22 protein-coding genes and 1 tRNA gene are annotated in these 18535 nt (G+C 62.8%); 15 read left to right on the forward strand and 8 right to left on the reverse strand.

All coding sequences use genetic code 11. From position 1 onward, the window contains the following. Positions 1 to 95: 95 nt before the first annotated feature. Complete coding sequence (locus ACSQ3Z_RS04325) at positions 96 to 1592, reverse strand: amidase (protein ID WP_436170130.1); 1497 nt, start codon at positions 1590 to 1592, stop codon at positions 96 to 98. Between the two features lie 150 nt (positions 1593 to 1742). Between ACSQ3Z_RS04325 and ACSQ3Z_RS04330 the strand changes: the two genes are divergently transcribed. From ACSQ3Z_RS04330 to msrB, 4 genes are all read left to right on the forward strand, one after another. Further along, positions 1743 to 2282, forward strand: coding sequence for a sigma-70 family RNA polymerase sigma factor (locus tag ACSQ3Z_RS04330; protein ID WP_006200641.1), 540 nt, complete (start codon positions 1743 to 1745; stop codon positions 2280 to 2282). Continuing rightward, positions 2279 to 2998, forward strand: coding sequence for an anti-sigma factor (locus tag ACSQ3Z_RS04335; RefSeq protein WP_436170131.1), 720 nt, complete (start codon positions 2279 to 2281; stop codon positions 2996 to 2998). Before ACSQ3Z_RS04330 ends, ACSQ3Z_RS04335 begins: the two co-directional genes overlap by 4 nt. A gap of 227 nt (positions 2999 to 3225) precedes the next feature. Beyond that, positions 3226 to 3783 (forward strand): fasciclin domain-containing protein, encoded by a 558-nt coding sequence (locus ACSQ3Z_RS04340; RefSeq protein WP_436170132.1) that lies wholly within the window; start codon positions 3226 to 3228, stop codon positions 3781 to 3783. Positions 3784 to 4046: 263 nt separating this feature from the next. After that, positions 4047 to 4550, forward strand: a complete 504-nt coding sequence (msrB, locus tag ACSQ3Z_RS04345) for a peptide-methionine (R)-S-oxide reductase MsrB (protein ID WP_436170133.1) — start codon at positions 4047 to 4049, stop codon at positions 4548 to 4550. A 116-nt stretch (positions 4551 to 4666) separates the two neighbouring features. On the opposite strand, the gene ACSQ3Z_RS04350 is transcribed toward msrB, so the two are convergent. Both ACSQ3Z_RS04350 and ACSQ3Z_RS04355 read right to left on the reverse strand, forming a co-directional pair. Next, complete coding sequence (locus tag ACSQ3Z_RS04350) at positions 4667 to 6262, reverse strand: DHA2 family efflux MFS transporter permease subunit (RefSeq protein ID WP_436170134.1); 1596 nt, start codon at positions 6260 to 6262, stop codon at positions 4667 to 4669. A 21-nt stretch (positions 6263 to 6283) separates the two neighbouring features. Then, a complete protein-coding gene (locus ACSQ3Z_RS04355; RefSeq protein ID WP_436170135.1) occupies positions 6284 to 7465 on the reverse strand; it encodes an HlyD family secretion protein in 1182 nt (393 codons plus the stop codon). A gap of 147 nt (positions 7466 to 7612) precedes the next feature. Between ACSQ3Z_RS04355 and ACSQ3Z_RS04360 the strand changes: the two genes are divergently transcribed. Beyond that, positions 7613 to 8344 carry a TetR/AcrR family transcriptional regulator gene (locus tag ACSQ3Z_RS04360; RefSeq protein WP_436170136.1) on the forward strand — a complete coding sequence of 244 codons (732 nt, stop codon included), beginning with the start codon at positions 7613 to 7615 and terminating at the stop codon, positions 8342 to 8344. Between the two features lie 5 nt (positions 8345 to 8349). Here the strand turns inward: ACSQ3Z_RS04360 and yihA are convergent, their stop codons facing one another. The 5 genes from yihA to rpmH all read right to left on the reverse strand — a co-directional run bounded on the left by yihA (position 8350) and on the right by rpmH (position 12352). Further along, complete coding sequence (gene yihA, locus ACSQ3Z_RS04365) at positions 8350 to 9009, reverse strand: ribosome biogenesis GTP-binding protein YihA/YsxC (protein ID WP_436170137.1); 660 nt, start codon at positions 9007 to 9009, stop codon at positions 8350 to 8352. Then, complete coding sequence (locus ACSQ3Z_RS04370) at positions 9006 to 9644, reverse strand: CatB-related O-acetyltransferase (protein ID WP_436170138.1); 639 nt, start codon at positions 9642 to 9644, stop codon at positions 9006 to 9008. The genes yihA and ACSQ3Z_RS04370 overlap by 4 nt, the downstream gene beginning before the upstream one ends. A 363-nt stretch (positions 9645 to 10007) precedes the next feature. Beyond that, the gene (gene yidC, locus ACSQ3Z_RS04375; protein ID WP_436170139.1) at positions 10008 to 11834 is read right to left on the reverse strand and encodes a membrane protein insertase YidC; all 1827 of its coding nucleotides are present in this window, start codon (positions 11832 to 11834) and stop codon (positions 10008 to 10010) included. 13 nt (positions 11835 to 11847) lie between these two features. Continuing rightward, entirely contained in the window at positions 11848 to 12201 is a 354-nt protein-coding gene (gene rnpA, locus ACSQ3Z_RS04380) for a ribonuclease P protein component (RefSeq protein WP_436170140.1), read from the reverse strand. 16 nt (positions 12202 to 12217) lie between these two features. Continuing rightward, a complete protein-coding gene (gene rpmH / locus ACSQ3Z_RS04385) occupies positions 12218 to 12352 on the reverse strand; it encodes a 50S ribosomal protein L34 (protein ID WP_008833937.1) in 135 nt (44 codons plus the stop codon). Positions 12353 to 12626: 274 nt separating this feature from the next. Between rpmH and ACSQ3Z_RS04390 the strand changes: the two genes are divergently transcribed. The 10 genes from ACSQ3Z_RS04390 (at position 12627) to ACSQ3Z_RS04435 (ending at position 18303) form a co-directional block, all read left to right on the forward strand. Further along, a complete protein-coding gene (locus ACSQ3Z_RS04390; RefSeq protein WP_436170141.1) occupies positions 12627 to 14114 on the forward strand; it encodes an ATP-binding protein in 1488 nt (495 codons plus the stop codon). Between the two features lie 283 nt (positions 14115 to 14397). Continuing rightward, positions 14398 to 14474 (forward strand) — tRNA-Arg (locus tag ACSQ3Z_RS04395). A gap of 23 nt (positions 14475 to 14497) precedes the next feature. Further along, on the forward strand, positions 14498 to 15322 hold the full coding sequence (locus ACSQ3Z_RS04400) for a hypothetical protein (protein ID WP_436170142.1): 825 nt from the start codon (positions 14498 to 14500) through the stop codon (positions 15320 to 15322). A 95-nt stretch (positions 15323 to 15417) separates the two neighbouring features. Further along, entirely contained in the window at positions 15418 to 15618 is a 201-nt protein-coding gene (locus ACSQ3Z_RS04405; protein ID WP_436170143.1) for a helix-turn-helix transcriptional regulator, read from the forward strand. Continuing rightward, positions 15615 to 15812: a hypothetical protein gene (locus ACSQ3Z_RS04410; RefSeq protein ID WP_436170144.1), complete on the forward strand. Its 198-nt coding sequence runs from the start codon at positions 15615 to 15617 to the stop codon at positions 15810 to 15812. The genes ACSQ3Z_RS04405 and ACSQ3Z_RS04410 overlap by 4 nt, the downstream gene beginning before the upstream one ends. Beyond that, positions 15809 to 16279, forward strand: coding sequence for a hypothetical protein (locus tag ACSQ3Z_RS04415; protein WP_436170145.1), 471 nt, complete (start codon positions 15809 to 15811; stop codon positions 16277 to 16279). The genes ACSQ3Z_RS04410 and ACSQ3Z_RS04415 overlap by 4 nt, the downstream gene beginning before the upstream one ends. Further along, positions 16279 to 16647 carry a GntR family transcriptional regulator gene (locus ACSQ3Z_RS04420; RefSeq protein WP_436170146.1) on the forward strand — a complete coding sequence of 123 codons (369 nt, stop codon included), beginning with the start codon at positions 16279 to 16281 and terminating at the stop codon, positions 16645 to 16647. The genes ACSQ3Z_RS04415 and ACSQ3Z_RS04420 overlap by 1 nt, the downstream gene beginning before the upstream one ends. A gap of 182 nt (positions 16648 to 16829) precedes the next feature. Continuing rightward, positions 16830 to 17126, forward strand: a complete 297-nt coding sequence (locus ACSQ3Z_RS04425; protein ID WP_436170147.1) for a DUF6074 family protein — start codon at positions 16830 to 16832, stop codon at positions 17124 to 17126. Next, entirely contained in the window at positions 17123 to 17308 is a 186-nt protein-coding gene (locus ACSQ3Z_RS04430; RefSeq protein ID WP_436170148.1) for a hypothetical protein, read from the forward strand. Before ACSQ3Z_RS04425 ends, ACSQ3Z_RS04430 begins: the two co-directional genes overlap by 4 nt. A gap of 368 nt (positions 17309 to 17676) precedes the next feature. Next, a complete protein-coding gene (locus tag ACSQ3Z_RS04435; RefSeq protein WP_436170149.1) occupies positions 17677 to 18303 on the forward strand; it encodes a hypothetical protein in 627 nt (208 codons plus the stop codon). Positions 18304 to 18535 lie beyond the last annotated feature (232 nt).

The raw sequence follows: 18535 nt of genomic DNA on the forward strand, positions 1-18535 counted from the left end.
CCCAGCTTGGCATGAACGGCGGGGTCTTAGCGGGAATTGGCGCAGGCCGCAAACGGCTTTGCTGTCACAATCTCGAAATCGCCTGCTGCGGGTTCCTATACCGGCGCCTTGAGCGGTGCCCGCCGCTTCTGCCAGCCGGATATCTTCTCCATCTGTGCGGCGAAGGACAAAAGCGTCTCCTCGTCGCCTGGGCGTCCGACGGCCTGGATGCCAAGCGGCAGGCCGGCCGCGGTGACATGGACGGGCAGTGCGATCGATGGCTGGCCGCTGACATTCTGGATCGCCGGCCAGTGGGTAAACCACAGGCTCTTGTCCATCAATTGCCCGAACAGCGATTTCATCTTCAAAAGCCGGGTGAGGTGCATCTTGTCCAGCATGTTCTCGATGAATTCGTCGGCGCCCTTCGGGTCCATGGCGCCGCAGGCGAGCGGCGGGTGCGCGATGATCGGCATCAGCACGGCGTCGTACTGCGCGGTCTCGCCGATCAGGTGACGCGATGTGGCATGCAGCCGCTGCAGGATCTCATAGATCTCGCCGGCGGGAATGATCTCGCCGAAGCGGCTGAGCACGCGCGTGGCACGCTCGATGTCGCCGGCAACCGAGCGGCCGACGCGCAAGGCCTCGGCACGCATCGTGCCGGCCACGGCTGAAGTCACCGTCTTGCAGAAATCAGCCATGAAGTCGCGACCGATATAGGGTAGGTCGATTTCTTCCACCGTATGGCCACCCTCGCGCGCCAGTGCCACGGCTGTGTCCATCGCCGTCAACGTCTCGGCCGAAATCGGCAGGCCGAGCGGCGATTTCCGGTAGACGGCGAGCTTGAGCTTGCCGGGATCGCGCGCGGCGGCGGCGGCGAAAAGGCCTTTCGGCGCCTGCGCGGCATAAGGCGACAGCGGATCGGCGCCGTGGGTCAGGTCGAGCAGCAGCGCCGAATCGCGGACCGAGCGGCTGACGGCATGATCGACGACCATGCCGTACCAGCTCTCGCTGACCAGCGGCGTCAGCGGCACGCGGCCGCGCGAGGTTTTCAGCCCGACCAGCCCGCTGCAGGCCGACGGCACGCGGATCGAGCCGCCGCCGTCCGAGGCGTGCGCCGCTGGCACCACGCCGGCCGCCACCAGCGCGGCGGCACCGCCGGACGAGCCGCCGGTCGTATGGCCCGTATTCCACGGATTGCGGGTGATGCCGAACGCGGCCGACTCGGTCATCAGCCTCAGCCCGTGCTCGGGCGAAGTGCTGGTGGCGATCGGAATGAGGCCGGCGGCAAGGTAGCGCTCGGTCATCACCGAATTGAAGTCGGCGGTGAAAGCCGGAATGCGGCTGCCGCCATGGGTCGGCACGCCGTTGATGGCGATGCCGAGGTCCTTGATCGCAAAGGGTACGCCGGCAAGCGGCAGCTTGCGGTCGACGGTTTTGGCGCGCGATCGCGCCGCGTCGTAGAGCGGCTCGGCGATGGCGTTGATATCGGGGCGGGTCGCCTCGGCCCGGGCGATCGCCGCATCGACAAGCTCCTGCGGCGAGACCTCTCCTTGCTGTACCAGCCCGGCCAGGCCGGTTGCATCCTGCTCCCACAACACCCGTTCAACCGACATCGCCGCCTTCTCCCGCCTGGCTGGAGGCTAGCGGCAGGCGATTTCCTTGGCAACGGCGGAAGATTTGTCGGCGGCAAGCAGGCTCGCCTGGGTGGTGAACAACATCGTCTCCGCGATTGCAAATATAACGCAATCGCCTAATTTGCGGGCATGGCGCCGCAGGACATCAGCAAGCTGATCGTCCGGACTTCGATGAAGGACCGGGCCGCGTTCGATCTGCTCTACAGGCAGACAAGCGCGAAACTTTTCGGCGTCTGTCTTCGTGTATTGAACGACCGGGGAGATGCCGAAGAAGCGCTTCAGGAAGTCTTCGTCAAGATATGGACCAAGGCGGACCGTTTCGCTGTCTCTGATCTGAGCCCGATTTCTTGGCTGGTGGCCATTGCGCGCAATCATGCGATCGATCGCATCAGGGCGCGGCGCGTGCCCGCCGCCCATATCGATGCCGCGCTCGACGTGGCCGATCCGGCGCCGGGACCGGAGGCCATGGTTGTGGCGGGCGGTGAGTCCGAACGCATCTACCACTGTCTCGATGAACTGGAAAAGGACCGGGCGGCGGCCGTCCGGGGCGCCTATCTCAACGGCGAAAGCTATGCCGAACTTGCGGAACGCCATCGCGTGCCGCTGAACACGATGCGGACCTGGCTGCGGCGCAGCCTGCTCAAACTTAGAGAATGTCTGGAAAGATGACGCTGGCAGAGGACAACGGACTGGAACGTGGAGGTGACGACCTGTTCGCCGCCGAATACGTTCTTGGCGTGCTCGCCACGGACGAGCGCCAGATCGCGGCCCGCCGCATCGACACCGAAACCGGTTTCGCCCGCCTGGTCGACAACTGGGAAGTGCATTTTTCGCCGATGGCCGCCGCCTATCCCGAGATAGAGCCTCCGGCTTCGGTCAAGCCGGCTGTCGATCGCCGGCTGTTCGCCTCCTCGTCCGCGGCGGCACAGCCGCGAGCCGGCCTCTGGTCGAGCCTCGGCTTCTGGCGCGGCCTTGCCGCGGCGGCCGTCGCCGCGCTCGCCATCTACGTCGCCGTGCCCTACCTCAACCCGCCGGTCGTTGCGCCGCAGGAGCGGCTTGTCGCCTCGCTGGCAGCCGACGGCAGCGACGTCAAATATCTCGTCGTCTATGACGCCGCCCGCCGCGATGTCGGCCTGTCGCTGGTTTCCGGAGAGCGTGCCGCCGGCAAGGACTTCGAGCTGTGGATGATCGAGGGCAAGAATGCTCCGGTCTCGATGGGCGTCATCCCGGCCGGCCAGACCACGCACCTAGCCGTTACGCCGGCCGTCCAGCAGAAGCTCGCGCAAGGCGCCGTGCTCGCCGTCAGCGTCGAGCCGACAGGTGGCTCGCCGACCGGCCAGCCGACCGGACCGGTCGTCGCCGCCGGCGATCTCAAGGGCATCTGATTCCCTCTGAAGTCCTGATTTGCTGGCGCAAGAAGATTTTTAATCTATCTGGGGCGTCGGAGCGATCACGAAAGCATTTAAGCTGGCAAAGGGTCGATAGAAGAAAATCCGACCGTCGCCGTTCGAAATAAAACTTTTTTCGCAGACCGCCGAAACTCATGCATTTCTACTCCGTATCTCCTTGCGTTCCCAAGAACGGGAAACGATCTCAAGAGGAGTCAGAAATCATGCGTAAACTCGCCACCCTTTTGCTTGCCAGCACGATCGCCGTTTCCGCGCTCGGTGCCGCTGCCTATGCCGCCAATCCGATGGTCGGGGGCGCCCCGATGTATGCCAAGAAGAACATCATCGAGAACGCCGTCAATTCGAAGGACCACACCACGCTGGTTGCCGCCGTCAAGGCAGCCGGCCTGGTCGACACGCTGCAAAGCGCCGGTCCCTTCACCGTGTTCGCACCGACCAACGAGGCCTTCGCCGCACTTCCGGCCGGCACCGTCGAAACGCTGCTCAAGCCCGAGAACAAGGACAAGCTGACCAAGATCCTGACCTGCCATGTCATCGGTGCCAAGGCGCTGGCGGCTGACGTGACCAAGATGGTCAACGATGATGGCGGCGCGCACAAGGCCAAGACCGCCGGCGGTTGCGAGCTGACGCTCAAGGCCGATGGGGGCAAGGTCACCGTCACCGACGAGAACGGCAATGTCGCCAATGTGACGATCGCCGATGTCGAGCAGTCGAACGGCGTCATCCACGTCATCGACAAGGTTCTGTTGCCGAAGATGTAACAAAGGGCCCGCTGCCGGCGAACTGGCAGCTAGAGCATGATCCCGAAAAGTGGGAACCGGTTTTCGGAAAAGATCATGCTCAACAGGCTCGAAGCACCCTGCCGATTGCGCGGGTCAATGACCCGCGCGATCGGCAAAGCGTCCGCTCCGCAGCGTTGCTCCAGGCATGGAGCCGGTGCGGAGTGTTCGTTTTCAGGACCGTCACCGGCTTTTGATTTCCGGCTGGCGGTCTAATCTGGCAAATTGATTTCAGGAGGAATGGCATGACCCGTCGCGACTTTCTCTGGAGCGGCGCCGCTGCCGTGGCACTGGTGGCCGGCGCGGCGGCAATGCTGCGCATGGGTGGCTCCCAGGATGCGCTGGCGGCCCAGACCTTCGAGGTCACCAAGACCGACGCCGAGTGGCGCGCCATCCTGTCCGACGCGGCCTACAACGTGCTGCGCAAGGAAGGCACCGAATATCCCGGCACCAGCCCGCTGCTCAACGAGCACCGCAAGGGCGTTTTCGCCTGCGCCGGCTGCGACCTGCCGCTCTATTCGTCCGAGACCAAGTTCGATTCCGGCACCGGCTGGCCGAGCTTCTGGCAGGAAATCCCCAATGCCGTCGGCAAGACCGTGGACCGCTCGCTCGGCATGACCCGCACCGAGGTCCACTGCCGCCGCTGCGGCGGGCATCTCGGCCATGTCTTCGACGATGGCCCGCCGCCGACCGGCCTGCGCCACTGTATCAACGGCGTGGCGCTAAGCTTCAAGCCGGCCGCCGCCTGACAATTCCAACTGCGGCAAAAAACTCCGGGCTTGCGGCCCGGAGTTTTTTGCGGGATCGGAGCTTCGGACCTGGACTGGAGGAGCATCCCCGAAAACCCGCTGCGCACGTCTGAAAATCAGTGACCGCCACCACCACCGCCGGCCTGTTCGGCTGGCTTGCGGATGAACAGGACGAACAGCCCCAGCGTCGCGAACAGCACCGTCAGCATGAAGAACACGTCCATGAAGGATAGCAGCGCCGCCTGCTGCTGGACCATGCCCGACAGTTTGGAGATCGCCGCCTTGGAGGCATCGAGCCCGGCGGTCTGCTCGAAGTTGAGCGTCATGTTCTGCAGCTTCTGCTGCGCCTCGGCACTGCCCCACTGCACGTGCTCGGCAAGCCTCGCATAGTGGAAGGCGTTGCGGTCGATCAGCACCGTGTTGATGAGAGCGAGGCCGACGGCGCCGCCGAGATTGCGGGTCAGGTTGAACAGGCCCGACGCATTCTTCAGCCGATCCGGCGGCAAGGTGCCCAGCGCGATGTTGTTGATCGGCACCATGCACAGCATCATCGAGCAGCCGCGCAGGATCTGCGGGATCAGCAGTTCCCAGAAATCCCAGTCGGCGGTCAGATGCGTCATCCACCATGTGCCGGTGGCAAAGCCGAAGAAGCCGATCATCATCATCAGCCTGAGGTCCATCTTGCGCGACAGGATGCCGGAGATGGGCGCGGTGAAGAACATCGCCAGGCCGCTGACGAACAGCGCCTCGCCGATCATCATCGAATCGTAGCCGCGGATGCGTCCGAGATAGACAGGGTACAGGTAGGTCAGGCCATAAAGGCCGATGCCGATGACGAAGGAGAACAGCGAGCCGAAGGCGAAGTTGACGTTGCTGAAGGCCCTGAGGTCGACGATCGGCTCCTCGGCGGTGAAGACACGCCAGAAGAACAGCACCGCGCCGACGGTCATGACAATGGCGCAGATGAACACCGCCTGGTCCTGCAGCCAGTCGTTGTTGGGGCCTTCCTCCAGCACATATTCCATGCAGCCGAGGAAGGCGGCCATGCCGGCAAGGCCCCACCAGTCGAACTTGCTGAACAGCTTGAGATTGGGCTTGTCGAAGTCGATCAGCGTCCAGGCCGCTGCCGTCACCATGATGCCGGGCACGACATTGACCAGGAACAGCCAGTGCCAGGACATGGCGTGGCTGATATAGCCGCCGACGGTCGGGCCGATGGTCGGCGCCAGCGTCGCCACCAGGCCGATCATCGGCGAGACGAAGGCGCGCCGCGACGGCGGGAAGATGGTGAAGGCGGCCGCGAAGACGCTGGGAATCATGCCGCCGCCGATGAAACCCTGGATGGCGCGGTAGACGATCATCTGGTCGATGTTGGTGGCCGTCGCCGCCAGCGCGCTGGCGGCGGTGAAGCCAGCCGCCGAAACCGTGAACAGCACGCGTGTCGACAGCATCCGGCTAAGGAAGCCGGACAGCGGGATCATCACCACCTCGGCGATCAGATAGGCGGTCTGCACCCACGGGATCTCGTCGGAGCTGGCGCTGAGGCCCGCCTGGATCTCGGACAGCGAAGCCGAGACGATCTGGATGTCCAGGATCGCCATGAACATGCCGAACACCATCGCCAGGAAGGCGATGACGCGGCGAACTGGCATGTGGTCGGCCTGCACCGGCGCAGCCGGCACCGATCCTGCGGTCAGGGTTGCGGTCGCCATGACACTGCTCCCGGGTTTGGTTTACTTCGTGGCGGCCGGCGCGGTGCGGCTGTCGACGGCGACGACGACGCTGAGGCCGGCGCGCAGCCTGCCGCTCTTCAGCACGTCAGCCGGCACGTCGATGCGCACCGGGATACGCTGCACGACCTTGGTGAAATTGCCGGTGGCGTTTTCCGGCGGCAGCAGCGAGAACACAGCACCCGACGCCGGCGCCAGCGACGAGACCGTGCCTTCGAAGTCATGGCCGTCGATGGCGTCGACCGAAATCCGGACCTTTTCGCCGGGCACCAGCCGGGCAAGCTGCGTCTCCTTGAAATTGGCGACGATGTAGAGCTTGTCCATCGGCACGATGACCGCGAGCTTCTGTCCGGGGCTGACCAGGTCGCCCTGCTCGACGGAGCGGTTGCCGACGACGCCGTCATAGGGCGCCTTGAGCACGGTGAAGGAAAGGTCGCGCGCGGCCTTGTCGTGGCTGAGCTGCAGCGAGGCCAGCGTGCTCGCCGATTCGGCGCGCTGTGCTTCGAGCACGCCGATATTGGCCGCGGCCGCCGCGATCTGGGCATCGGCGCCGACAAGTGCGGCCTTGGCCTGGTCGAGGGCGGTCTGGGCGTCGTCAAGCTGCGCTTGCGTGCCGACATGCGTCTTTACGAGTTGCGCCGCGCGCTGCTGGGCACGGGCCGCATTGTCGGTCGCGGCCTGGTCGGCGGTCTTCTGCGCCTGTGCCTGCTGCAGCGAGGCCTGTGCAGCCTTGGTCTGCGCGTCTATGCGGTCGAGCGTCTTGCTCAGCGTGGCGATCTGCGCCTCGGCTTGGGCGACGGCAATCTTGTAATCTCCGTCATCGACGGTCAGCAGCGGGTCGCCGGCCTTGACCTGTTGGTTCTCGGTCACCTTGACCTGGTCGACATAGCCGGAAATCTTCGGCGAGACGAACGCCATGTCAGCCTGGACATAGGCGTCGTCGGTTGAGATCATGAAGCGGCCGTCGGTCCAGTAATCGTAGCCGTACCAGGCGCCGGCGCCGAGCAGTCCGAGCCCGATGATGGGCAAAAGCAGGGAGCGCACCGAGCGCTTCTTCTTCGCCGGCGCCTCGGCCGGTGCGTCGGTGACGGGCTGCAAGGGCACTTCCGGCGCTTCGGTCGACGGCGCGACCTTGGCATTGGGGAATGGGCGGACTTCGGCGGTGACGGGCGCGTTCGAGGACATGATATCTCTCTATCGGTACTATATAAGGGAAACCTGTTAGACTGAACCGTTCGGTTCGATATGGGCGTTGACTTAGCGCCAAAACGGGCCCATATCAAGGGGCAATCGAACCGTTCGGTTCGAATTATTTTGCGAGGTGTGACTTTTATGGCCGAAACACTATCCGACACCGGCAAGGACCAGTGCGATGTGCTGGACAGCCTGCGTCGTGGCCGCCCGGCGGCCGGGCAGGATCCGGTCAAACGCAGCCAGATCATCGATGGCGCCCGCCGTGTCTTCATCGACAAGGGCTTCGAAGCCGCATCGATGAACGACATCACCCGCGAGGCGGGCGTCTCCAAGGGCACGATCTATGTCTATTTCGCCAACAAGGAAGAACTGTTCGAGGCGCTGATCGAGGAAGAGCGCGGCACGATCTTCAAGAACATGTACGAAATGCTCGACCGCGCCGACGACCTTCGCCAGACGCTGGTGAAGTTCGGCAAGGTGCTGTCGCTCAAGATCACCTCGGCCAAGGTCATCCAGGCGCAACGCACGGTGATCGGCGCGGCGGACAGGATACCCGACATGGGCGCGCGGTTTTACGAACGCGGGCCAAAACGCGGCCATGACAGGATGGTGGCTTTTCTCAATGCCGCGATCGAACGCGGCCTGCTCAAGGTCGACGATGTCGATCTTGCCGCCTATCAATTCACCGAACTCTGCCTGGCCGGGTTTTTCCGCCAGTGCATATTCTCCTACCGCACCAAGGCCCCGAGCCAGGAGGAAATCGACCACGTTGTCAGGTCGGGCGTCGGCATGTTCCTGAAGGCCTACGGCACCGAAAGGCTTGCCGAAGAGGAAAGCCACCAGATGATTGCGCTGGAGGCGAAGCGCTAGTCTCGTTAGCCGCCGTTGGCGGCGAGCACGATCGCCGCGCGCAATTCCTCAAGGCCCTCGCTCTTTTCCGACGAAGTCACCAGAACGAACGGAAACGCCGCCGGTCGTTTCTTGATCTTCGCCAGCGTCTCCTCGATCAGTCGCGGCACGCCGGCCGCCTTGATCTTGTCGGTCTTGGTCAGCACGATCTGGTAGGACACCGCCGCCTTGTCGAGCAACGACAGTACTTCGTCGTCCTTGGCCTTGATGCCATGGCGGGCGTCGATCAGCACGTAGACGCGCTTGAGCGTGACGCGGCCCTTGAGATAGTCGAAAACCAGCTTCGTCCAGTCGTCGACCTTTTCCTTCGGCGCGCTCGCATAGCCGTAGCCCGGCATGTCGACCAGCGCCATCGGCGGCAGGTCGGTGCCTTCGCCGGAAAACCCGCCCGGCACGAAATAGTTGAGCTCCTGCGTCCGCCCCGGCGTGTTGGAGGTGCGCGCCAGCCCCTTCTGGTTGACCAGCGCGTTGATCAGCGACGACTTGCCGACATTCGAGCGGCCTGCGAAGGCGATCTCCGGCGGCCCTTCCGGCGGCAGGAATTTCATCGCCGGCACGCCGCGGATGAAGATCCACGCCTGCGTGAACAGTTCGGGCGCGATCACGGCCTTGTCCAGGGCGTTCAAACGGCTGCCTCCAGGCGGGCAATGTCGGCGCCCCTGATGGCGTTGAGGTTGCGGCTGATCTTGTCCACCGGCCAGTTCCACCATGCCGCCATCAGCAGCCGCCGGACCGTCTTGTCGTCGAAGCGCATTTTCACCACCTTGGCCGCATTTCCGGCAATGATCGCATAGGGCGGCACGTCGTGCGTGACAACCGATTTTGCCGCGACAATGGCGCCGTGGCCGATCGTCACGCCGGGCATTATCACCGCGTCCATGCCGATCCATACATCATTGCCGAGCACCGTGTCGCCGCGTATTTCCTTCGACCAAGTCTTCGGGTCGAACCCCTCTTCCCAGCCATGGCCGAAGATGTTGAACGGATAGGTCGAGAAGCCGGACATGGCGTGGTTGGCGCCGTTCATGATGAAGCGCGCGCCCTCGGCGATGGCGCAGAACTTGCCGATGATCAGCTTGTCGCCGATGAACGGGTAGTGGTGCAGCACGCACCGCTCGGCGAATTTGTCGGGCCCGTCCGGGTCGTCATAGTAGGTGAAATCGCCGATCTCGATGTTCGGCGCGTTGACCAGCCCTTTCAGGAAACCGACACGCATATGCATCGGGATCGGATGCTTGATGTTTGGGTTGGGTCCGCTCATGGCCTGGCTCCGTATCATCTCGGGCAGGTCCAAAATAGCGTGATTTGGGGCGAGATAAACCGGGGTCCCGTGAAGGACGACAGGACCCCGGTCGCCGGGACGGCCTCCCAAACACCGGCGCCTCTGCGCCGGAAGCCGTCACCGTGGCGTGGTGTCTTGCCGCGACTAAGAAACATGACGATCGGCAAAACCCGTGGCCGCTTCCCTCAAGACGGCGTGCCGCCGCGCGCGCTGCGAGGTCGCAACACAACAGATACGGCGCGCGACGCGCCGGAGTTTCGCCGGGTACAAAATGTGATCCCGGCAACAAAAACCCCGGACGAACCGGGGTTTTTGAGAACGTTCGGGGGGTCGAGGCGCCCGCTATTCCGCGGGCGAGGGTTTCTTGCGGAACAACGCCACCAGATTGTCCCACAGCTCGATCTTGGCGCCCTGGCGCTTCATGATCACGCCTTGCTGCAGGATCGACAGCAGGTTGTTCCAGGCCCAGTAGATGACCAGGCCGGCGGGGAAGCCCGCCATCATGAAGGTGAAGATCACCGGCATCCAGGTGAAGATCGCGGCCTGGGTTGGGTCCGGCGGCGTCGGGTTCATGCGCATCTGCAGGAACATGGTGACGCCCATGACCAGCGGCCAAACGCCGATCATCAACATATGCGGCAGCGTGATCGGGATGAGACCGAACAGGTTGAACAGCGATGTCGGATCGGGTGCGGCCAGATCCTGGATCCAGCCGAAGAACGGTGCGTGCCGCATCTCGATGGTGATGTAGAGCACCTTATAGAGCGCGAAGAACACCGGGATCTGCAGTGCCACCGGCCAGCAGCCGGCAATCGGATTGATCTTCTCCGTCTTGTAGAGCTCCATCATCGCCTGCTGCTGCTTCATCTTGTCGTCGGCGTATTTCTCGCGGATCTCGAGCATCTTCGGCTGCACCTTCTTCATGTTCGCCATCGACGCGTAGGACTTGTTGGCGAGCGGGAAGAAGATGGCCTTGACGATGACGGTGGTGGCGAGGATGGCCAGGCCGAAATTGCCGAAGAATTTGTAGAGCGTGTCGATCAGCCAGAACATCGGCTTGGTGATGAAGTGGAACCAGCCCCAGTCGATCAAGAGGTCGAACCGCTTGATGTTGCGGCCTTCGGCATAGGCATTGATCTTGCCGACTTCCTTGGCGCCGGCGAAGATTTCCGACTCCACGGTCGTCGACTGCCCGGCCGCAACCGTGATCGCATCGGACAGGAAATCGGCCTGGTAGCTGTGGCTGTGCGGCCCGGCATTGAATTCGAAATAGGAGAAGTTGGGCTGGAACGGCTGCTTCTCGGTCGGCACCAGAGTGACTGCCCAGTATTTGTCGGTGATGCCAAGCCAGCCGTCGGTCGATTTGCCCGGTTTGTATTCCTTGTCCTTCTCGATCGACGCGTATTTGTGCTCCTGCAGGCCTTCGGTACCGGTGAAGCCGATCAGGCCCTCATGCAGCACATAGATGCTGGCGACGGCCGGCTTGTCGAAGCGGGTGACACGGCCATAGTTGAACAGCGACACGGCGGCGGCGCCGGAATTCTGCACCGTATCGGAAACGGTGAACATGTAGTCGTTGTCGACCGAGAAGGTGCGCTTGAAGGTCAGGCCGTTGGCGTTCGAATAGGTCAGCGTGACCGGGGTCGCCGGCGTCAGCGTCGCGTTGCCGTCGACCTTCCACACCGTGTCCGCGCCCGGCACCGCGCCGGTCTTGTCGTTGCCGACGAAACCGATCTCGGCGAAGTAGCCATTGGGCAGCGCCGCCGGATTGAGCAGCTCGATCTCGGGCGAATTCTTGTCGACCGTTTCGGTGTAGTGCTTGAGCTTGAGGTCGTCGAGGCGCGCGCCGGTGAGGTTGATCGAGCCCTCGAGGCTCGGCGTGTCGATCTTGACGCGGCTGGTCGCCGCCAGCGCCTGCTCGCGGCCGGCCGGGGTCACGGCTTCGCCGCCGGGCGTGTTGGGGATGGCGCCCGGAGCCGGAGTCGGCGTAGTGGCGGCGCCGGGATTGGCCGCTTCAGCCGCCTTCTTCTGCTCGGCCGCCCGCTGCTCTTCGATGCGGGCCGCCTCGCGCTGGGCTTCGACGCGCGGGTTCATGTAGAACACCTGCCAAAGCGTCAGGATCAGCACCGACAGCGCGATGGTGATGAAGAAGTTACGATTGTTTTCCATCGAAGCCCTTGGCCTATCGTGTTCCGCGCAGTCGGCGTGAGAGTTCGGCCTTCAACTGGCCGAACGGGATGGCAAGCACATCTTCACGTCCAACGATGACATAGTCATTGCCGGGCGCCATGTCATCGGCCGCATGCGTGCGCACGGCTTCCCTCAGCCGCCGCCTGACGCGGTTGCGGACGACCGCATTGCCGACCTTCTTGGTGACGGTGTAGCCGACGCGCGGCGCGAGACCGTCGCCGCGGTCGAGAACTTCAACGAGAAAAAGCCGCCCGCGCCGCTTTTCACCGCGGCGGACGGCCAGAAAATCCGCGCGCTTCAGAAGCCGCTTGGGATTTGGCCCCACTGGCTTGCCGGTTGCGGGCAACGATCTCGTCTTCCGTTCAGGCGCTGAGCCGCTTGCGGCCGCGGTTGCGGCGAGCTGCGACGACGCCGCGACCACCCTTGGTGGCCATGCGGGCACGGAAACCGTGCCGGCGCTTGCGGACGAGTTTAGACGGTTGGTAGGTACGCTTCATTTGTTTTAATACCGCGGGGTGCGGCCCTTCTTGATTCTGTCACTGTGTAACAGGAGCTTTGCCGGGCCGGTTTAGGCGCGATCGAAACCGCGCCGGGACGAATGGCCCGAGCGTGAGCGGGCTTATAGAAAGAAGGCTTTTGGAAGTCAATCCGGGCGGCGGGCCGGGTTGTCGCGGTCTTTCGGGCGGCCATATTTGTTCGCCCAAGGATGAAATTGGCAAAAAAGCCGCAATCGCCTAATCTTGGCTGTTCAAGTGTTTGTGAAGACGCTGCATGAGTGAAGCCCTAGCCACGGACGAAAAGGCCGGACCGGCGACCACCGCCGCCCGTACGGTGCCGCTGTCGCGTGGGTTGTCGACGAAGCTTCTCCTGCTCACCATCGTCTTCGTGCTCTTGGCCGAAGTCCTGATTTTCCTGCCCTGGATCGCCAGCTACCGGTTAAGCTGGCTGAAGGAGAGGCTGGGCACGGCGGCCGCGGTATCGGTCGTGCTGGTGCAGGGCGAGCCCAACTCGCTGTCGCGCACCGCCCAGAACGACGTGCTGATGGCGATCGGCGCCAAGGCGATCGCCGTGCGCGACGGCGGCGTCTCCAGGCTCCTGGTGGTGTCCGACATGCCGCCGCAGGTCGACGAGCATATCGACATTGCCAGTGTCGGCCTGGTCGAGGGCATGAGAGGCGCGCTCGACACGCTGTTCTTCGGCGGCAACCGCATGCTGCGCGTTTTCGGGCCGGTGGGCGAGAGCGACAAGGAGTTCGAGCTGATCATGCCTGACTACGCATTGCGCAACGCCATGCTCATCTATTCGCGCAACGTCGCCTTCGTCTCGCTGCTGATCTCGCTGTTCACCGCCATGCTCGTCTATGCCGCGATCGACCTGATCATGATCGGCCCGATCCGCACGATGACCCGCTCGATGCTGTCCTTCTCCGAGGCACCCGATGACCCCGGGCGGATCATTCGTCCGGCCGCCCGCGCCGACGAGATCGGCGTCGCCGAGCGCGAGCTGTCGCAGATGCAGGAACGGCTGCAGAAGATGCTGACCGAGCAGAAGCACCTCGCCGATCTCGGCCTCGCCGTGTCGAAGATCAATCACGACATGCGCAACATCCTCGCCTCCGCGCAACTGATGTCGGACCGCTTGCGGCAGGTGAAAGATCCAACCGTGCAGGCCTTCGCGCCAAAACTGCTGCGCGCACTGGACCGCGCCGTGTCCTACTCCGAAGGCGTGCTGGCCTATGGCCGCACCCAGGAGCCGCCGCCCTCGCGCCGGCGCGTGCGGCTGCGCCAACTGGTCGAGGACGTGCACGGCCTGCTCGACATCGAGGAAGGCATCGAGTTCGTCAATGCCGTCGAGCTGGCCTTCGAGGTCGACGCCGATTCCGACCAGCTGTTCCGCGTGCTCACCAATCTTTGCCGCAACGCCGTGCAGGCGATGGCGGCGGACACCGAGGGCGCTGTGGTGCGCCGGCTGGCGGTATCGGCCGAGCGCATGGGCAGCGTCAGCCGCATCATCGTCACCGACACCGGGCCTGGCCTGCCCCCTAAGGCGCGCGAGAACCTGTTCGCGGCATTCCGCGGCTCGGCGCGCAGCGGCGGCACCGGCCTTGGCCTGGCCATCGCCTACGAGCTGATCCGCGCCCATGGCGGCACTGTCGAGCTGGTCGAATCGATCGGCGGCCGCACCACCTTCGCCGTCACCATCCCCGACCAGCCGGTCCGGTTCGACCAGGCCCGCGGCAACCTGCGCCGCCCGGCCTAAGGTGTGTCGCGATTCAGGTGAGGCCGGCCTGCAGATGGCGGTGTCCTGCGCTTCCAGTGCTCACGTGGTAAAACTACGCTACGCTCCGGTTCTCGGAATCCACGATCTTTGGCTCAGCCTGACCTGAATCGCGACGCACCTGATCTGCACTAGCGGAGCGCCTGCGACAAAACTTTTGCCGGATCGGCTTGCTTTTCGGAAATTCAGTCGCTAGGGAACACGTCTCGTCGCGGCCGGTCGTTCACGATCGGATCGCGGGGCTATGCAAAGCATGGCCTGTTGCGCGCCCGTAGCTCAGCTGGATAGAGCACCAGACTACGAATCTGGGGGTCAGGAGTTCGAATCTCTTCGGGCGCGCCATATTTTCCAAGGGGTTGAGGCATATGGCCAAGAACAGCCTCGCCCTTGGGGGCACACCAGGGGCACAAACTTCCTCAGTCATCGCAGACTTTCTGCAGATCCAGTTCGATTTCACCGATGAGCAAAAGCAGCGCCTCTTGGCCCTGTGTCCTCCCTCAGAACAATTCCTAGAATCCTACCGTCAGACCTTGGCGGCGTGGGTTCCAACGCCAGAAACTGCCATCCTAGAAGCTATCCGAGCTTGTGGGCGCCGGTTCCTCCGCAATAAGGTGCAACCGATCAGCAAGGCCAACCAGCGAGAGTATTTGGAGGCCATCGAGAAACACACGTCGGCGCTGAAGACGCTCTTCACCAGCGTTATGGATTTCGACCACACCATTGCCGACCCCTTCCAGTTCCTCGAACTGTCCGGCCGCCAACGAGGCGACAAACGCTCCAGGCGTGAACATTGGTCGGAAGTGCTCGGAATGGTGGTTATGTTGAACTTTTTCGCCAAATGGCAGCTCGGTCGAGATGTGAAGCCGGCCGATACCGACGTAAAGGAGAAGACGAGACGAAAGACCGAATATCCGCGGCTCGTGCTGATAGCTGATCTGCTTGCGGCCTATGAGAGGATCACCGGGCTAGTGCCTAGCGCCACCGCTTACCAGGATGCAAACGGTCAGCGACGCGTTAGTCAGGCGGTCGACTTCATAAGCGTTGCCGTGCCGCCGATCATGAAGGCGTCTCGTGTCAAGAATTCTGAAGTGCTCGACGACCAGACCATCCGAAAGGAGGTCGCCAAGATCAAGAAGCTGTGGGAGCGCGACCGCCATCCCGAGCGCGAGTACGCATTTCGCGATTGGTAGGGTAAACTTTTTCGAAAATTTCGCGCAGAACAAATTCCTATTATTCGTGACGTTCCCGCCTTCTACTGCGCTCCATCGCATAGGAGGCGAAGCACATGGCGATTCGCATGATCCCGATAGAGGAGGTGCTTGACCGCACGAGCCTCTCTCGCGGGACACTCTACACAGAAATATCCGAAGGCAGATTTCCTCGCCCGGTTCAGATGACCGCCCGTCGGGTTAGCTGGCCAGAGACGGATATCGAAGACTACCTCGCTCATAAGATCGCGGCGCGCGACGGGGGGATCGCCGCATGAAGGCGCTCGACCTCTCCCCGCCCGAGCCCGAGCATTCGGCGATCGTCGACGAGGCGATCGAATTCTATTTCGCGAACTATGGCCAGATCGAGAGGCCGATCATTCCTGCCCTCAAGCGCCGGTTCCCTTTGACAACGCACCAAGCGGTGATCGTGGTCAGAGAGACGACACTGCGCAGGGCGCGCGCCGCATGACGGAGGACGAGGACGATCTCGACGCGCTCGAAGAGCGCATGCGCCGCAAGCTCGGCGCCTTGCAGGTGCCGACTGCGCCTAAGTTCTCCACCCAGGAAGTGGCCATAGCCCAACGGCTGCTCGGCCAGGACAATGCTGAAGCGCTCCAGCGGCGGGTGCGCGACGGTGAGCGATTCAGGCCCAAGCCCGTCACAGTGGTCTATGAATATTGGTTCGTCGATGGCGGCGCCTATTCGATGGGCCACTGGCAACTTGCCCGGATAGAAAACGGCCGCGTAACGCACCAGAAGTCCTGCGATCACGACGAACTGTTAGCGGACGCTGGCCGGCTTCGACGCGAAGGCATTACCGTTCGCGAGTTCAAGGTCGGCACCAGTTCGAGCCCCACGACCCGACCTAAGGCCGACGCCGGCCGCAAGTCCTTTGCCGAGCGCTATGGCTCGCTGAAAATCGGAGGCGGTCGCTGATGGCCAGGAGTCGGTTCAAGCGAAAGGGCAACGCCAAGTTCATCATGATCGAAGGCTACATCATGCGCTCGGCGGCCTGGCTGGCACTCTCCGCAAATGACAGGGCTGCGTATCTGGAACTCAAGTGGAGATACGACGGGCTGAACAACGGTCGCATCGGCCTGGGCGAGCGGGAGCTAGGCGGGGCCTTGCACATCAGCCGCGAAACTGCTCGACGGGCGCTGAATAGCCTGGTCGAGAAAGGCTTTGTCGCACGGGCGAAAGCCAGCGGATTCAATGTCAAAAGCCGGGTCGCTACTGAGTGGCGGCTGACCGAATATCGTTGCGACGTATCCGGCCATCTCTCGACCAAAGACTTCATGAGATAGGCGCCCGACGAAAAAAACACAGGGGCAGCACAGGTCCGTACAGGGGCACCACAGGTCAAGTGGGATCACAAAAAGGAGTCCGGATATGCGTGACAGGGGCATCTCAAGCCCTGTGAAGCCCATTTTCAGCACCTCGCAGGGGCACCACAGGTCCACATATAGTACTACCATGGGAGGGAGCCATGCAGAGTGACGACCTGCCTCTATTCCGGTGGAGGCCGCCTGTCCGGATCATCATCTTTCCGTTGACCAAGCGGGTGGGCAAGGTTCGGCATACAGCCAAGATGCTGGCCGGCAAGCATGGCGAGGACGCGACGCTCTACTGGCGACAGGTCATTGCGGCCAATCGTCGGCACCTGGAACGTGTCGGGCTGCCAGAGACGGACATTGAGGCAGAGCTGCGGTCATTCTTCGATGCCGTGCAGGGTGAATTGGCTCGCATGGCATATGCCGGCCAGAATACCGGCGGTGCCGCTTGACCGAGCGACCGAAAGTCATCTGGACGGCAGCGGCGATCGGCCAGCGTATCGGCGTGAACGGCGACTTCGTCCGATCCGTGCTTGCAACCGAGCCCGGAACGCCGATCCGGCGATGGGGAAAGCGGCTGTACGTGATCGAGGCCGACCTGATCGAATGGCTTCGAAACCCCGACGCCACATAACCCACTGCAACCCACTCAACACATAGCGAGTTCCCGCCGCCGATAAGATCGGCATGCGGCTCTGGCCGCCGAAGGTGCCCGGCGCTATGCCGGTGAAATTCCTGACGCGCGCTAGGAGGCCCGCATTTGCCTGGAATAAATTGGAATGAGGTCTGCAATCCCTTCTGCAATCCTTCTGCCGGAATGAAGGGCTCTTCGATCTCTACCTCGGTCGGCTGGCTGCCTGAAGAAGGCACGCAGATCAGATATCCATAGCGTAAGCGGGGAATTCCTTCTGGAACGAGCTGCGCTATCGGCCTTTTTTCATGTCCGAGCGGGATAAGAGTCGTTCGAGTTCCCACGTTATTTCGGGAAAATCGGAGGCACAAATGGGCGGCCTAGGATCGGGAAATCGCTGGCGAAGCGGAGCCCGCCAGAAGTGCGAGGACCTGCTGGATCTTCGCATTTCGGCCTTGCGCAAGAACGGGCTGCTGGAGCCGGGGCGCCGAGGGAATTTGGAGTGGACCGTCAATGGCCGGTTTGTCGGTTCGATTGGAACCTTCGCGGACGAAGGTAGCTTGGAGTTGACCTACCGCCATCAAGGTCCGTCCCAGGAATGGCGGGACGTGCGCGATCTCATCGCGCTTGATTTTACGGAACAACATTTCGGCGGGCAGCGCCGTTGGTTCATCTGCCCTTCCTGCGACCGAAGGTGTGCAGTGCTTTACGCTGGCGAGAAATTCCGCTGCCGCTTGTGTCTGGATCTCACCTATCGCTCCCAGAGCGAGGATCCTCGCTCTCGGTCTCTCTCCAAAGCCCGGAAATTGCGCCAGCGCCTTGGAGTATCCGCAAACATGCCGCTCCACCTTCTAGACAAGCCGACGGGAATGCACTGGCGGACATACAGTAGGCTCTACGAAAAGGGGTTGACACTGGAGCAGGCGACGCTGCGTGCTTTCGCAGAGATAGCCGACAAGCTACGTGCCGTCAGTAGGACAACAAGCGTCCGCCGGTGAAGGACTGTACGTCCTTCTTCGAGGTCAGGTGAGCCTGATAACGGTGATTCCGAGCTTCTCGGCGTAGGTTCCGCCGCCGCCCGGAAATCCGTTCGTTGCGGACCAGTGCGGTGTGAGCCTTCACTTTTCCAGTGGTGCGGGCAACTCGACCAGCTCTATGCCCTTCGTGTGTGCCCATTTGCCCGCAATACGATCCCCCGCGCGCCTCCTCGCAAGCTGGAGGCAAGGAAAA

The sequence above is a fragment of the Mesorhizobium sp. LjNodule214 genome, assembly GCF_964252735.1.
Classification (GTDB): Bacteria; Pseudomonadota; Alphaproteobacteria; order Rhizobiales; family Rhizobiaceae; genus Mesorhizobium.

Coding starts and splice junctions, on each gene's coding strand:
- ACSQ3Z_RS04325 (WP_436170130.1), bottom strand. CDS start 1,592: ATGTCGGTTGAACGGGTGTTGTGGGAGCAGGATGCAACCGGCCTGGCC.
- ACSQ3Z_RS04330 (WP_006200641.1), top strand. CDS start 1,743: ATGGCGCCGCAGGACATCAGCAAGCTGATCGTCCGGACTTCGATGAAG.
- ACSQ3Z_RS04335 (WP_436170131.1), top strand. CDS start 2,279: ATGACGCTGGCAGAGGACAACGGACTGGAACGTGGAGGTGACGACCTG.
- ACSQ3Z_RS04340 (WP_436170132.1), top strand. CDS start 3,226: ATGCGTAAACTCGCCACCCTTTTGCTTGCCAGCACGATCGCCGTTTCC.
- msrB (WP_436170133.1), top strand. CDS start 4,047: ATGACCCGTCGCGACTTTCTCTGGAGCGGCGCCGCTGCCGTGGCACTG.
- ACSQ3Z_RS04350 (WP_436170134.1), bottom strand. CDS start 6,262: ATGGCGACCGCAACCCTGACCGCAGGATCGGTGCCGGCTGCGCCGGTG.
- ACSQ3Z_RS04355 (WP_436170135.1), bottom strand. CDS start 7,465: ATGTCCTCGAACGCGCCCGTCACCGCCGAAGTCCGCCCATTCCCCAAT.
- ACSQ3Z_RS04360 (WP_436170136.1), top strand. CDS start 7,613: ATGGCCGAAACACTATCCGACACCGGCAAGGACCAGTGCGATGTGCTG.
- ACSQ3Z_RS04370 (WP_436170138.1), bottom strand. CDS start 9,644: ATGAGCGGACCCAACCCAAACATCAAGCATCCGATCCCGATGCATATG.
- yidC (WP_436170139.1), bottom strand. CDS start 11,834: ATGGAAAACAATCGTAACTTCTTCATCACCATCGCGCTGTCGGTGCTG.
- rpmH (WP_008833937.1), bottom strand. CDS start 12,352: ATGAAGCGTACCTACCAACCGTCTAAACTCGTCCGCAAGCGCCGGCAC.
- ACSQ3Z_RS04390 (WP_436170141.1), top strand. CDS start 12,627: ATGAGTGAAGCCCTAGCCACGGACGAAAAGGCCGGACCGGCGACCACC.
- ACSQ3Z_RS04400 (WP_436170142.1), top strand. CDS start 14,498: ATGGCCAAGAACAGCCTCGCCCTTGGGGGCACACCAGGGGCACAAACT.
- ACSQ3Z_RS04405 (WP_436170143.1), top strand. CDS start 15,418: ATGGCGATTCGCATGATCCCGATAGAGGAGGTGCTTGACCGCACGAGC.
- ACSQ3Z_RS04410 (WP_436170144.1), top strand. CDS start 15,615: ATGAAGGCGCTCGACCTCTCCCCGCCCGAGCCCGAGCATTCGGCGATC.
- ACSQ3Z_RS04415 (WP_436170145.1), top strand. CDS start 15,809: ATGACGGAGGACGAGGACGATCTCGACGCGCTCGAAGAGCGCATGCGC.
- ACSQ3Z_RS04420 (WP_436170146.1), top strand. CDS start 16,279: ATGGCCAGGAGTCGGTTCAAGCGAAAGGGCAACGCCAAGTTCATCATG.
- ACSQ3Z_RS04425 (WP_436170147.1), top strand. CDS start 16,830: ATGCAGAGTGACGACCTGCCTCTATTCCGGTGGAGGCCGCCTGTCCGG.
- ACSQ3Z_RS04435 (WP_436170149.1), top strand. CDS start 17,677: ATGGGCGGCCTAGGATCGGGAAATCGCTGGCGAAGCGGAGCCCGCCAG.